This window comes from Streptococcus cuniculi (assembly GCF_001921845.1).
Lineage (GTDB): Bacteria > Bacillota > Bacilli > Lactobacillales > Streptococcaceae > Streptococcus > Streptococcus cuniculi.
Genome location: NZ_MSJM01000003.1, coordinates 1 through 15596, shown reverse-complemented (window position 1 = coordinate 15596; position 15596 = coordinate 1). Strand labels below are relative to the sequence as shown.

6 protein-coding genes are annotated in these 15596 nt (G+C 46.2%); all 6 read left to right on the top strand.

Annotated elements, in window-relative coordinates:
* Nucleotides 1-139 precede the first annotated feature (139 nt).
* The 6 genes from BU202_RS03365 (at nucleotide 140) to BU202_RS03340 (ending at nucleotide 15403) form a co-directional block, all read left to right on the top strand.
* The gene (locus BU202_RS03365) at nucleotides 140-6940 is read left to right on the top strand and encodes a YPDG domain-containing protein (RefSeq protein ID WP_075104401.1); all 6801 of its coding nucleotides are present in this window, start codon (nucleotides 140-142) and stop codon (nucleotides 6938-6940) included.
* A 125-nt stretch (nucleotides 6941-7065) separates the two neighbouring features.
* A complete protein-coding gene (gene tehB, locus BU202_RS03360; RefSeq protein ID WP_075104400.1) occupies nucleotides 7066-7926 on the top strand; it encodes an SAM-dependent methyltransferase TehB in 861 nt (286 codons plus the stop codon).
* A gap of 137 nt (nucleotides 7927-8063) precedes the next feature.
* The gene (locus tag BU202_RS03355) at nucleotides 8064-10541 is read left to right on the top strand and encodes a heavy metal translocating P-type ATPase (protein ID WP_075104399.1); all 2478 of its coding nucleotides are present in this window, start codon (nucleotides 8064-8066) and stop codon (nucleotides 10539-10541) included.
* Nucleotides 10542-10750: 209 nt separating this feature from the next.
* Entirely contained in the window at nucleotides 10751-11242 is a 492-nt protein-coding gene (gene tpx, locus BU202_RS03350; protein ID WP_075104398.1) for a thiol peroxidase, read from the top strand.
* Between the two features lie 90 nt (nucleotides 11243-11332).
* The gene (locus BU202_RS03345; RefSeq protein WP_075104397.1) at nucleotides 11333-12034 is read left to right on the top strand and encodes an ABC transporter ATP-binding protein; all 702 of its coding nucleotides are present in this window, start codon (nucleotides 11333-11335) and stop codon (nucleotides 12032-12034) included.
* A gap of 9 nt (nucleotides 12035-12043) precedes the next feature.
* The gene (locus BU202_RS03340; protein WP_075104396.1) at nucleotides 12044-15403 is read left to right on the top strand and encodes an FtsX-like permease family protein; all 3360 of its coding nucleotides are present in this window, start codon (nucleotides 12044-12046) and stop codon (nucleotides 15401-15403) included.
* Nucleotides 15404-15596 lie beyond the last annotated feature (193 nt).

Below are 15596 nucleotides of genomic sequence, written 5' to 3'. Positions count from 1 at the left end.
CCAAATGATACTACAGATAATTAATATATAGAACATAGATTGGAAGTGGAAAAAAAGGGGTATAATATGGGGGAGTGCGCTTCTTTGAGGTGCCGAATCCATGTATTATATATTAAAAATGATAAAGGGGTGTTTACTTGTGAGAAAGACGAAGAAAAACAAGTTTGACTGGTATGGTTTGAGCCAACGTTTTTCAATCCGCAAATACCATTTTGGTGCTGCTAGCGTTCTTCTTGGAACAGCTATGATGGTGAGTTTGGCAACAACTGTATCAGCAAATGATTTAGATACAGTAGTTTCAACTCCTTCAACAACAGAAATTCATGATCCTCTTCCTATGAGGACAGGTCTCCGTAAGGTAACAGATGGTGTCTATACAAATGCGATTGCAACGATTAATGGCCTTAGTAACCTGAATGATGTTGAAAAATCCTATTATATTGGGGAAGTTGCTAAGCAAACCAAAGGGATTATTAACCATGATGCCGAAGTAGCTAACATTATAGCAGAAGCTACGGCCCACGACACGCGTGTTTCTGTAAATCGTGGTACTTCTGAAGCAGATGCAATTGAAAGTAAAGCGAACAAGTCCGATAAGCATACTATTAGTGGTGATGTCCGCCTTAAGTATGGTGGGAATTCAAACGATAATACTGCTACCACAGCAACTGGTCTAGGAGGCGTGAAGGTCTATGCCCAATGGTATGAGAAAAATGGACTTAGTTCACCAATCTATACAACAACTACGAACGAGGACGGTAGTTTTGCTATTGGTATGGCTCCCTTTATTGGTGCTGATGGTAAGAAATGGACATTTAATGCTTATGCTTCATTAGGAGCTGGAGATGCCAATGCTGAAAAATGGCGTATTTGGTCTGTCAACCCTGACACGAATCAGTATGAGCTTCTTTATTCTTATGGAGAAGAGCAAATTGCTCCAGAAGGATCTGCGCTTGATACAACGAATGGTGCAGGAAATGATACCATCAATGGCCGTCTAACAGATGTTGAAATTCAATATGCTTATAAAAACTCCGATATTTGGAAACAAGATGCGAAGCAAACTCCAGCTTCTCCAGATAAGAGTGAAGGCGGAACAGTATCAGGTGAGGTGTATTGGAATAACAATAACCCACAAGGAGCGCTGACTTGGAATGGTTTAATCAGTCGTCAAAAAGAAGATATTGGGATAGCTGGTATCAATGTTTATGCCTCCTATTTGAGTGACTATGCAGTTGCAGAATTGAATAAACTTGATGTATTACAACAATTTGTTGCAGATGGTTCTTCTTGGACACCAAAAGTAAACAAGGACAAGTCTTCCAATATTCGTGGTGCGAACTGGTCACGTGAGAATGAAGAGAAACTACGTGAGTATCTCATTGCTCAGATTAAAGCAGATCGTTCTAAATGGATCGCTGAAACGGTTGTAGCAAAGACAGATGCTAAAGGTGAGTACAAGATTCAGTTTAATGGAACCTTTGGACAAGCATGGAACAATCCAGGATTTGATGGCGTCATCAATAATCGTGATTCTGTCTTACGCAGCGATCAAAATGTTACAAATGGTTCAGGTGTGACGAAAAAAGGAACTGAATGGATGGGGACGGTTGCCGACAGTCCATCTTACGGTAAATTTGGAAGTAGAGGAACAGATTCAGGCTTAGACCTCAATAAAGCACCAAAACATATCAACTTGGACTGGTTGATGGTTGTGGCTGACTTAGAGGGTATTTCATTTACGACACCATTCTACGGTGATGTTCCACGTGCTGCTAATGCAGGCGCATGGGGAGATACCTTACCTACTTTCTGGAATGTTGGATATAATATTGGCACACTTGAAATTCCAGGCAATAACAATGTGACAAACGTTCGATTTGCAGCCTTCCACAATGATGCAAAATTGGATATTGTAAATTATGATTCCTACTCTAACTATGCTGTACCTGGTGATACAGCGATTGCGAAGATAACAGGGGTTAAGCCAGGAACAGGTGAGTATTACAAGGTTATCTGGAAAGATGAAGATGGTAAGGTTGTAGCTGAAGGTACAGCAGTTGAAGCAAATGCAGACGGAACCTTGCCAGATTCAACGTATACAGTACCAAGCGACCTGAAGAAAACCACTACCTATTTCGCAGAATTATATGCAGTCAATGCAGACGGTTCTCTTCCGCCTTATCCAATCCAAAAAGATTCATTTACGGCAGTTTATCAACTCATTCCGAAGTATGAAGTCACTTACGCGGATCAAGGGGCGACCAATACAACATCTACTAAGCCAACGTTCGATGTCGCACATACAAAGGATAAAGAAGAAACACTTGCTGCACCAGACGGAGCAACATTCTCATTTGTTTCGACCGATGGTAGCGATGCCGCACCTACTAACTTCTCTATCGATGCGAAGACAGGTGTGATTACATGGAAGAATGCCACAGAAGATACGACTGTTGATGTCCTAGTCACCTATAAAGATGGAACGACTTCGACTGTAACGGCTGAATTCAAGCTCAACCATCCTGAAACAGAAACTGATAAGTACACTCCTGCTTATACAGATACAGAAGTGAAAGCTGGTCAATCAGCAACATCAGCTGCTCCAACCTTTACGGATAAAGACGGTGCTAGCGCAACTCCAGCTGCATCAGTAGCTTACAAACTGGGAGATACTAGTGGACTTCCAGCAGGAGTGACAGCAACTATTGATTCAGCAACAGGTACCGTAACGGTAAAAACTCCAGATGATCTTGCCGCAGGTACAGAAATCAATGTTCCAGTGGTTGTGACTTATAAGGATAAGTCAGAAGATACTGCGACTGCCAAATTCACCGTTGTTGAGTCTGACAAGGACAACTATACCCCGACTTATGAAGACACGCACGTTAAAGCTGGAACAACCGCTACTTCTAAAGTACCAACTTTCACAGACAAAAATGGTGCAGCTGCAACTCCAGCAAACGTGAAGTATGAATTGGGGGAAGAACCTCCAGTAGGTGCAGCGGTAGATCCAACTACCGGTGTTGTGACTCTTCCAATTGGGGATAGCGCAGGATTTGGTACAGAATTTACTGTTCCAGTTAAAGTGACGTATCCAGATGGTTCAAGTGAAGAAGTAAAAGCTAAAATCATTGTAATCGAGTCTGATAACGACAAGTACACCCCTGCCTATACAGATGTAACTGGTAAACCAGGTGAGACGGTCACAACAGCAGTTCCAACCTTTACACCAGAATTGCCAGCGGATGCCAAAAAACCAACCTATGCGATTTCAACAGAGCAACCTGACGGAACCACTCCGCTTCCAGCAGGTACTAAAGCGACAGTTGATGCAGATGGCAAGGTGAGCGTAACGGTTCCTTCTGGTGCAACTCCTGGAACAGATTATACAATCCCTGTTGAAGTGACTTATGGAGATGGTTCTAAAGAAGTTGTTCCAGTTAAAGTAACTGTAGCAGAGCCAGATAAAGATACTACCAAACCAACCATTGAGCCAATTGAGGATCAAACAGTTACCGAAGGCAAGGACATCACTCCTATCACCGTTACTACAAATGATGATTCAGGAACCAAGCCGACCGTCACCGTTTCAGGTCTTCCAGATGGTGTGACCTATGACTCGAAAACGGGTGTCATCTCAGGTAAACCTACGGTAGAAGACTGGGGCGACGCTGAAGAGAAAGAATTCCCAGTAACTGTTAAGGCGACAGATGAAGCAGGAAATGAAACAAGCGAGACCTTCGTGATTAAGGTGCAGCGTGATACAGACAAAGATGGCACTCCAGATGTCACCGACCCAGACGATGATGGGGATGGATTTACTGACGAGGACGAGAAAAAGGCTGGTACGGATTCCAAAGACCCAAACAGCAAGCCAAGCGCAACCATCGATGGTGTATCAGATAAAACAGTTGTTGAAGGCCAGCCAATCGACGCAATGACCGTGACAACGGCTAACGTTCCAGAAGGTGGCACAACAGAAGTGACAGGCCTTCCAGATGGTGTGACCTATGATCCGAAAACAGGTGTGATTTCAGGCACCCCAACTAAAGTGACGGATTGGGGCAAAGACGAGGAAACACGAGAGTTTTCTGGTAAAGTTGTTGTGAAGGACAAAGACGGAAAAGTCATCGCTGAAAAACCATTCACGATTACTGTTCAACGTGATACAGACAAAGATGGTGCTCCAGATGTCACCGACCCAGACGATGACGGGGATGGATTTACTGACGATGACGAGAAAAAAGCTGGTACGGATTCCAAAGACCCAGACAGCAAGCCAAGCGCAACCATCGATGGTATATCAGATAAAACAGTTGTTGAAGGCCAGCCAATCGACGCAATGACCGTGACAACGGCTAACGTTCCAACGGGTGGCACAACAGAAGTGACAGGTCTTCCAGATGGTGTGACCTATGATCCGAAAACAGGTGTGATTTCAGGCACCCCAACTAAAGTGACGGATTGGGGCAAAGACGAGGAAACACGAGAGTTCCCTGGTAAAGTTGTCGTGAAGGACAAAGACGGAAAAGTCATCGCTGAAAAACCATTCACGATTACTGTTCAACGTGACACAGACAAAGATGGTATTCCAGATGTGACCGACCCAGATGATGACGGGGATGGATTTACTGACGAGGACGAGAAAAAGGCTGGTACGGATTCCAAAGACCCAGACAGCAAGCCAACTAGTCTTACAGTAACCACCACCCCAACGAAAGTGATTGAAAAAGCTCCAATTCCAGATGGAATCCAAGTGGTTACACCAAACAAAGATGGTTCAACCATTACTTCAACTCCAACCAACGGCCTATCTGTTGATGCAAATGGCAACTTGACAGGTACCCCAACGGTAGGTGATTGGAAAAAAGACGAGGAAGAACGTGTAGTTGAGATTCCAGTAACTGTTACCAATGGCAAAGAAACGAAAGACGTAACTGTATCAATTACTATTCAACGTGATACAGATGGTGACGGAATGCCAGATGTCCTCGACCCAGACGATGATGGAGATGGAGTTACTGACGACGCAGAAAAGGCAGCAGGAACAGATCCGAAAGATCCAAACAGCAAGCCAGCGCCTGATACGGATAAGGATAAGGACACCACGAATCCAACGATTACTCCTATCAGTGATCAAACCGTTGTTGAAGGCAAGGGTATCACACCAATTACTGTCACAGCAACAGATGATTCAGGAAAAGCTCCAACCATCACCGTTTCAGGTCTTCCAGATGGTGTGACCTACGATTCAGCAACTGGTGTGATTTCAGGCACTCCAACTGTGAGCGACTGGGGCACAGATGAGGAGAAAACCTTTACTGTCACTGTTAAGGCGACAGATGAAGCAGGTAATGAGACAACCGAGACCTTCGTGATTAAGGTGCAGCGTGATACAGATAAAGATGGTGATCCAGATGTGACCGATCCAGATGATGATGGTGACGGCTCTACGGATGCAGAAGAGAAGAAAGCAGGCACGAATCCGAAAGATCCAACGAGCAAGCCAGCGCCTGATACGGATAAGGATAAGGATAAGGACACCACGAATCCAACGATTGCTCCTATCACTGATCAAACCGTTGTTGAAGGCAAGGGTATCACACCAATTACTGTCACAGCAACAGATGATTCAGGTAAAGCTCCAACCATCACCGTTTCAGGTCTTCCAGATGGTGTGACCTATAATCCAGCAACTGGTGTGATTTCAGGCACTCCAACTGTAGGAGACTGGGGTACAGATGAGGAGAAAACCTTTACTGTCACCGTTAAAGCGAAAGATGAAGCAGGCAATGAGACAACCGAGACCTTCGTGATTAAGGTGCAGCGTGATACAGACAAAGATGGTGATCCAGATGTGACCGATCCAGATGATGATGGTGACGGATTTACGGATGCAGAAGAAAAAGATGCTGGTACGGATCCAAAAGATCCAGCTAGCAAGCCAAGCGCAACCATCGATGGTGTATCAGATAAGACGGTTATTGAAGGACAACCAATTGAACCGATTACGGTGACAACTGCCAATGTTCCAACAGATGCTACAACAGAAGTGATAGGTCTTCCAGATGGTGTAACCTATAATCCAGCAACCGGTGTAATTTCAGGCACTCCAACTAAAGTGACGGATTGGAGTAAAGATGAGGAAACACGTGAGTTCCCAATTACAGTGGTCGTGAAGGATAAAGATGGCAAGGTCATTGCTGAAAAACCATTCATTATCACTATTCAGCGTGATACAGATGGCGATGGGAATCCAGATGTCACGGATCCAGACGATGACAATGATGGATTTACTGATGACGCAGAAAAGGATGCAGGAACAGATTCGAAAGATCCAAACAGCAAGCCGGCCTCTGATACGGATAAAGATACCACAGCCGACAAGCCAAGTGTGACGGCTAATGAAGACGGTTCAGTAACTGTCAAGGTAGGTGAGGATAACACAACAGGTACGATTGATTATACTGATGAAGACGGCTCCCAGCAAACCGTAACCATTGTGAAAGACCCTACGACAGGTGAATGGACACCGAAAGGCACGCTGCCAGATGGTGTCATGGTTGATAAGGATGGAACAGTTACAATCCCAGCCGATAAAGTTGCAGATGGGTCAACTGTCACAGCAACCGGTAAGGATGCCAAGGGAAATGTCGCAAAAGGTTCAGCGGTTGCTAAACCAAACCAAACGACCGACCCAGGTCAAACACCACCGACTCAGCCAGGAAAACAAGGGACCGACCCAGGAGCTGGTCAGCCTCCAATGCCAGGTCAGTCAGGACCAGCACAAGCAGGTTCAACTACTGTGAAACCATCTAAAGGAGCACTTCCTAGGACAGGTACGGAAACTTCAACCATAGGAGTTTACGGCCTAATCGCTCTTGGTCTGGCAGGCTTCCTTGCACTTGGTAAAGGTAAGAGAGAAGACAAAGAATAAAAGTTTCCTCTTATCTACCGTTAAACGCTTAGAAAGACATTTCTAGGCGTTTTTCTTTTGAAAATACTGGAAATAGTTGCATTGACGTTCATAATTTCCTACAATAGAAAGAAAGGAGAACAGATATGTCAGACTTAGTAGCCTACAAACGGATGCCTGTTTGGACCAAGGAAACGGTCCCCACAGAAATCACTCATAAGCACAATACCAAGGTTGGAACATGGGGTAAGATTAAGGTCTTGAGTGGTGAACTCAAGTACGAAGCCATCTCAAACGACAATGAGATTACTGCCACCTATCATTACCGAGCGACAGACGATATTCCCATGGTCGAGCCCCAGGCTTGGCATCGGGTGACCTTGATGACAGACGATACCAGCTTTTTTGTGGAATTCTTCTGCCAGCCAGAGGATTACTTGGCTAAAAAATATGGCTTTACGAGAACACATTCAGAAGTGATAGAGGCACTTGAGACCATTACCGAGCCGTGCAAGGTCTTGGATTTGGGATGTGGACAGGGGCGCAATGCGCTTTATCTGGCTCAAAAAGGCTTTGATGTGACGGCTGTAGATCATCATGTACCTAGTCTTGAGACCCTATTAACCGTCATGGAAGCGGAAGATTTGGACTTGCAGGTCGGTCAGTACGACATCAATCAGGCTAGCCTCGAGCAGCGATACGACTGGATTATTTCAACGGTAGTTCTGATGTTTTTAGAGCGCGAGCGGATTCCTGCGATTATTGACAATATGCAAGCCCAGACCAATAGCGGTGGCTACAATCTGATTGTCGCTGCCATGAGTACAGACGATGCGCCGTGTCCCATGAACTTTTCCTTTACCTTTGATCGAGATGAGTTAAAGCAGTACTACAAGGATTGGGAGCTCATCAAGTACAACGAGGATTTTGGTCAACTTCATCGCCGAGATGAGCATGGGAATTTCTTGCGTTTTCGCTTTGCGACTATGCTGGCCCGTAAACCGTAAACCTGCAAATAAGGATAGAGAAAGTAGGAAATTTAGCATGTTCCTGCTTTTTAAAATCATTTTTGTTTACAAATGTAGTCGGAAAATGCTATACTAGATAACAAAGATTACAAATGTAGACGAAAGGGGAGAAGAAAATGAAGAAAACCTATGCGGTAGAGGGCATGAGTTGTGCTTCCTGTGCGATGACGGTTGAAAAAACACTCCAATCCCTAACAGGTGTGACAGCAGCCAACGTCAATCTAGCTACGGAGCAGGCAACAGTTGCCTATGAGGCAGGAGAGGTGGGAGAAGCGGATTTGATCGGTGCCGTGGCAAAGGCAGGGTATCGCTTGCGCTCAACTGCTGTCGAGCAGACCTATCAGATTAAAGGCATGAGCTGTGCTTCTTGCGCCATGGCTGTTGAGCGTAGTGTTGCAGGTCTTGACGGAGTAGAAGAAGCTGCGGTCAATCTGGCAAGAGAAAGCCTCTATGTCCGCTATGATGCCACTTTGCAGTCTACTTCCACCATTCAGCAAGCGGTGGCAAAAGCAGGTTACGAAGCCTTTTTAGAAGAAGCGGGGCAGCAGGTAGATAGGGCAGCGGAGCAAGAAGAGCAGGCTAAAAAACTGTGGCAACGCTTTATCTGGTCAGCCGTCTTTGCACTTCCCTTGGTCTATCTAGCCATGGTTCCGATGTTGCCTTGGGGGGATGTTCTTCTACCAGCGATTTTCCATGAGGCGCCTGTGTCTGCTCTGATTCAGCTTATCTTAGTTCTGCCGATTGTCTATCTGGGTCGTTCCTTTTATCAAAAGGGGGTGAAAACCTTGTTAAAGGGACATCCCAATATGGATTCCTTGATTGCGATTGGGACAGGTGCGGCCTTGATTCAGGGGATTGTCATGACAGGTCTATTGTGGTCAGACAGGGTTGAGGTAAACCACGGCGGTCATGCGGAACTGTATTTGGAGTCGGTGGCGGTCATTTTGACCTTGATTACGCTTGGGAAATACCTCGAAACCGTATCAAAAAGTCGGACATCAGCAGCCATTCAGCATTTGATGGCCTTGACTCCTCCGACAGCCCGTGTCATTCGAAATGGGCAAGAAAGGGAGGTTGCGCTTGACCTAGTCATGGTAGGGGAGCAATTAGTGGTACGTCCCGGGGAAAAAATTCCTGTTGACGGCGAGTTGCTAGAAGGGCAATCAACGGTAGATGAGTCTATGCTGACGGGAGAAAGTCTCCCTGTGTCAAAAGCAGTAGGTGATGCTGTATTTGGTGGCTCTATCAATAAAAATGGAGCCTTTCACATGAGGGCTACCAAGGTTGGAAAAGACACGGCTCTGGCACAGATTATCCGCTTGGTCGAAGAAGCGCAAGGATCGAAAGCTCCAATTGCAAAGCTAGCAGATCAGGTAGCTGCGGTCTTTGTTCCGGTGGTCATGCTCCTTGCTCTTAGTGCGGGTATCTTCTGGCTCATAGCAGGAGAATCATGGGCCTTTTCGCTCTCCATTATGATTGCGGTCTTAATCATTGCCTGCCCCTGTGCCTTGGGACTTGCGACACCGACAGCCATTATGGTAGGAACTGGAAAAGGCGCGGAACACGGCATACTCATTAAGTCAGGTGAGGTGTTGGAGCGGGCGCAGAAGCTCGATACGATTATTGTCGATAAGACAGGGACATTGACGGAAGGCAAGCCACGGGTGACAGATAGGGTAGGTTATCATGGAAAATCTGAGGATATCATCCTGCAAGTAGCAGCGAGTCTGGAGCATTATTCGGAGCATCCTCTGGGTGAGGCTATTCGCTTTTCTGCTCAAGAAAAGGGACTTGCTCTCTCGCCAGTTGCTGATTTTCAGTCTCTTTCTGGAAAAGGCCTTGTTGGAACAGTCGATGGACAAGACGTGCTCCTTGGCAATTTGGCCTTAATGACAGCCTATGAAGTAGACTTGGGACAGGCAGAAGAAGATGGCCGTCTTCTTTCTCAAAATGGGAAAACACCCGTCTTTCTGGCCATGGAAAAACAGGTGGTCGGTGTTCTTGGAATTGCAGACAGAGTAAAGAAAACCAGTCCTCAAGCCATGAAGGAGCTACAAGACATGGGACTCGAAGTGGTCATGCTGACAGGAGATACCAAGGAGACGGCGGAAGCCATTGCAGCTCAAGCTGGAATTCAAGAGGTCATCAGTCAGGTCTTACCAGAAGATAAGGCAGCTGTTGTCAAAGAATGGCAGGAAACAGGCAGGAGGGTGGCCATGGTCGGTGATGGAATCAATGACGCCCCAGCGCTGGCCCAGGCCGATGTCGGTATTGCCATCGGCTCTGGCACAGATGTTGCCATTGAATCAGCGGATATTGTGCTGGTGCGTAGCGACTTGCTTGATGTGGCGCGCACGATTCAATTCAGTCAGGCCACTATGCGGGTCATCAAGCAAAATCTGTTCTGGGCCTTTGCCTATAATGTCATCGGCATTCCGATTGCCATGGGAGCCTTACACCTATTTGGTGGTCCCTTACTCAATCCTATGTTGGCAGGAGCAGCCATGTCGCTCAGTTCGGTATCGGTCCTAGCCAATGCCCTACGCTTGAAACATTCCCGCCTGTCAAGATATGGTGAATTGAATAACCGTTAGGACATCGTTACGTCGCTTTGATGAAGGCCAGTTCTATCTGCAGCTCCCTGCCTTGTCCTATTCCTTTCTCAATCCACTATAAACAACCAGAACAGGTAGAGCAGGTTTTGAACGATTATTTTGTAAAAGAATCGTAAAACTCAATCAAAACACTAGCATTTTAGAGGCAAAACGCTTACAATAGAGGTATTAGAATAAAGGAGCCTACTATGACAACATTTATCGGAAAACCAGTGACTCTTGTCGGACCTCACTTACGCGTAGGAGATCAAGCCCCTGATTTTGTCCTCATGGCAAATGATTTGACTCTTAAAAGCCTCAATGATTTTGGGAAAAAACGCAAGGTAATCAGTGTCGTTCCATCCATCGATACAGGCATTTGTGACACGCAGACCCGTCGCTTCAATCAAGAGCTGGCAGATACAGACAATATGGTTGTCATTACTGTTTCAGCAGACTTACCCTTTGCTCAGGCTCGTTGGTGTGGCGCAGCAGGACTGGATGGCGCAGTGACCCTATCAGACTATTATGATCATGCTTTTGGAAAATCCTACGGCCTCTTGATGCGGGAATGGAATTTACTAGCGCGTGCAGTCTTTGTTCTCAATGAAAGCAACGAGATTGTCTATGTGGAATACCTTGACAATGTCAATGAACATCCCAATTACGATGCCGCTCTAGCAGCCGCTAAAAGTCTTTAGAAAGTAGAAAAACGAGTGAGGAAATCTTACTCGTTTTCCATTGGAAGCGAAAACATGGTATAATAAAGGGAAGAAGAAAAGAGGTAGGATATGGCTTATATAGAAGTACGAAACAGTTCGAAATCCTATACTATGGGCAACAATCGTATTGTGGCCAACAAGGATATTTCCTTTGAGATTGAAAAGGGAGAATTGGTCATCATTCTGGGATCTTCTGGTGCTGGAAAGTCAACCTTGCTCAACATTTTAGGCGGTATGGATACCAATGATGAGGGTGTGGTTCAAATCGATGGGGTGGATATTGCCCAGTTCAGCGCCAAGCAGTTGACCAAGTACCGCCGAGAGGATGTCGGCTTTGTCTTTCAATTTTATAACTTGGTGGCCAACCTCACCGCAAAAGAAAATGTGGAACTGGCTTCTGAAATCGTGCGCGATGCCATGAATCCGATTGAGGTCTTGGAAAAAGTGGGCTTGGGCCATCGCTTAGATAATTTTCCGGCCCAACTGTCAGGAGGCGAGCAGCAGCGGGTTGCCATTGCGCGTGCAGTGGCTAAACGCCCTAAGATGCTCTTGTGTGATGAGCCGACTGGCGCACTCGATTACCAGACAGGCAAGCAGGTCTTGCAAATCTTGCAGGATATGTCCAAAAAAGAAGGGGCGACCGTTGTGATTGTGACCCATAACGCAGCTCTAGCCCCCATCGCAGACAAGGTCATTCAGATGCGCGATGCCAGTGTACACTCCATTCAGGTCAATCCCCATCCACAGGACATCATGACCTTAGAATATTAGGAAGACAAGATGAAAAAGAGGATTTATTGGAAAACCATTCGCCAATCCTTGCTGTCCTCAAAGGGGCGTTTTTTCTCTATTTTTAATCTGATGCTGATTGGATCGATGGCCTTTATAGGACTAAAAGCAGCAGCGCCCAATATGGAAAAAACAGCCCAGCATTATATTGACCAAGGACAGATGATGGATTTGGCAGTCATGTCAGACCTCGGTATCAGTCAGGCAGACAAGGCAGAATTGGACGGCCTAACAGGTGCCACGATTGAATATGCCTATTTCAAGGACGTGACCCTTGGGACAGGGACGCAGGCTATTCGCCTATTTTCGATTCCTAAGACCATTTCCCAGTATCAGCTAAAACGGGGCAAGGCCCCTACATCCGCCAAGGAAATCCTCCTGTCGACCAATCTTGACGGGGAGTATCATATCGGCGACAAGATTAGGGTCAAGGAGGGACATAAACAGGCTTCAGTTTTAAAAGAGACAGAGTTTATCGTGACAGGTTTTGCGGATTCGTCTGAAATCTGGGGAAAAATCAATCTCGGACCAGCTAGTACAGGGACTGGACAGCTAGCTGCCTATGCCTTTGTACCAGAAGAGGCTTTTGATTCTGAAGTCTACATGATCGCCCGTATTCGCTATGATGATGTGGCAGCCATTCCCTACTATCAGGCAGCCTATAAGCAAAAAATCCTTGCCCACCAAGACAAACTCAATCAGCTCTTGGCAGACAACGGCAAGGAACGCTTAGCGACTATTAAAAAGGACGGTAACACAAAGATTCAGGATGCCGAGCAAAAGATTCAGGATGCCCAGCGGCAACTGGAAGAAGCAGACAGCCAGCTCACCGCCAATGAAGAAGGTTTGCAGCAAGCCAAAGAGCAGCTGGAGAAAGGGCAGGAAGAGCTTGAACTGCAAGCCACCAGCCTAGAGTTGACTGCAACAGATCTGGCAACTGCCAAAAAAGAATTGGACAGTCACTACAGTCAATTGCAGGTAGCCAAAAAAGAACTGGATAGTAACCGTGCTAGTTTGGACAAAAGCAAGCGGGAATTGGAGCAGGCAGAAGCAGGGCTTCTTGCAGCCCAGTCCACTTTAAAAGCCCAAGAAGAGGAATTAGCACAATTAGCTGCCGGAATCGAACAAGCAAGAAGCGATTATGCAGCAACGATTCAGGCTATTCAGGATCAAATTGCCTTTGCAGCAGCTACAGGCCACGAAGGTGAAATTCCAGAACTGGTTGAACTCGAGCATCGCTTAAGGCAATTAGAAACCGACATTGCCACCATGCAGCAGGCCTATCAGACAGGGCAAGTCGCCTATGAAACAGGAAAGGCTCAATACCAGCAACAAGAAGCTACCTACAGAATTGCTAAGGAGCAGTATGAATACGGAGTGGCGCAGTACCAAACAGCCTTGGATCGCTACCAAGAGGGGAAAACTGCCTATGAGACAGGCCTTGCTGAATATGAATCTGGTCGTCTTGCGTATGAAAATGGGCAGGCGCAACTAGAGGAAGCACGAGCTAGTTTGGCGGAGAAAGAGGCAGAGCTAGCTAGAGGCCAAACAGAACTACAACAAGGTCGGAAAGATTTTGAGACCAAGCGCGTGGAGGTCGAAAAACAGGTGAAGACTGCAAGGAAAGAACTCCAAGTAGCTCAGGCTGACCTAGCCCGTCTCAATACGCCAGAATACAGGAGTTATACTAGAGATAGCCTACCTGGGGGAAATGGCTATGCCAATTATGACAGTAGCACCAAGAGTGTCTCAGCTGTAGGGAATATTTTCCCAGCAGTCCTCTATCTAGTAGCAGCTCTTGTGACCTTTATGACCATGACCCGCTTTGTGGATGAAGAACGCTCAAACGTAGGCATTTTCAAGGCGCTCGGCTACACCGATGAACAGATTCTGATGAAGTTTGTCATCTATGGCTTGACTTCTGGTCTTTCGGGGACGATTGCAGGGATTCTCTTAGGGAATTTCCTCCTTGCTCCGATGATTAGTCGGATTATTACAGATACAACGGTCATCGGTCAGAGCCAGTTGCATCTCTATCCTTTCTGGATGATTCTTGCCGTCTTCTTTTCTCTGCTTTCTTCAGTTTTGCCAGCCTATTTGGTGGCACGTCGGGAATTAAGAGAAAAGCCAGCCCAATTGTTGCAACCAAAACCTCCTGTGTCAGGGGCCAAGATTTTCTTGGAATTTTTCCCTTTTATCTGGAGACGCTTGAGCTTCACTCAAAAGGTGACAGCACGCAATATCCTGCGCTATAAAAAACGAATGCTGATGACCATTGTGGGCGTAGCAGGTTCGGTTGCCCTCCTATTTGCAGGGCTAGGGATTCGCTCCTCGATTTCGCGGGTCATCAATCAGCAATTTGGACAGCTTCTCCATTATCATCTGGTCGTGGTCGAGCAAACCAGAGCCAGCAAGCAAGAAAAGGCCGAGGTAGAAGCAGCGCTCCACTCAAGAGACATCAAGAAGACCCTTCCTGTCGCCTACTATGGCTTAAATGAGACTGTCAAAGGGCAGGAAGAAGCCCTTGCCATTAGTCTTTTTGTCAGCCCAGAAAAGGACCTGTCTTCCTTTGTTGCCCTGCGCAATCCTGCAACGGGTCAATCCCTGTCACTCCCAGAAAAGGGAGCCGTTGTCTCTGAAAAATTAGCCCGACTTTACCAGGTTGAAGTTGGAGAAAGGATGACTGTTAAGGTCAATCAAGAGCCCATCACCATTCAGGTAGCAGGCATTGCAGAGATGTATGCAGGGCATTTCATCTATCTGTCCGCCGCAGCCTACCAAGAGGCAGCAGGTAAGGCCTATCAACCAAATGCAGCTCTCGTAGTTTTAGCTGATGACCAGACAGCAGCGCTTGAAAAGGTCGCGACAGACTTTCTTGCCATGAAAGGAGTGGTAGCAGTTGTCCAAAACACCTCCTTGATTGCCTTGCTTGAAACCATCGTCCAGTCGCTCCAGTCTGTCATGATTATCTTGATTGTTCTGTCGGTTCTCCTTGGAATCGTGATTCTCTACAACTTGACCAATATCAATATGGCAGAGCGGGTTCGGGAATTGTCTACCATTAAGGTTCTCGGGTTTTATGACCGAGAAGTGACCTTCTATATCTACCGAGAAACCATGATGTTATCCGTCTTGGGGATTATCCTAGGCTTGGTGGCAGGATTCTTCCTCCACCGTCTGCTGCTCATCGTCATTGCCTCTCCTGCTATCCTCTTTGCTCCGACTGTATCGATCAGTGTCTATCTGGTGCCAATTGGTGCGGTTCTCGGCATCCTAGCCATCTTGGGCTGGTATGTCCATCATCATTTAAGTAAACTCGATATGCTAGAGGCTCTTAAATCTGGGGAATGAAAATCTGCAAACACTTGCTATATATATGAAAATATCCTGCAATAAAGCAGGATATTTTCATATATTTTACCTGCATTTTTTGGTGTATAATCCTTGACAAATAGGCAGGGGTGGGGTATTATAAAATATAATTGTATACTTCTTAAAACTATCGTATACATGTAATTTTTGAAAAGGGGAAAATCATTATGAA

Excerpts from the sequence above, each read along its gene's own strand:
- tehB (WP_075104400.1), top strand. The coding sequence starts at position 7,066 with ATGTCAGACTTAGTAGCCTACAAACGGATGCCTGTTTGGACCAAGGAA.
- BU202_RS03355 (WP_075104399.1), top strand. The coding sequence starts at position 8,064 with ATGAAGAAAACCTATGCGGTAGAGGGCATGAGTTGTGCTTCCTGTGCG.
- tpx (WP_075104398.1), top strand. The coding sequence starts at position 10,751 with ATGACAACATTTATCGGAAAACCAGTGACTCTTGTCGGACCTCACTTA.
- BU202_RS03345 (WP_075104397.1), top strand. The coding sequence starts at position 11,333 with ATGGCTTATATAGAAGTACGAAACAGTTCGAAATCCTATACTATGGGC.
- BU202_RS03340 (WP_075104396.1), top strand. The coding sequence starts at position 12,044 with ATGAAAAAGAGGATTTATTGGAAAACCATTCGCCAATCCTTGCTGTCC.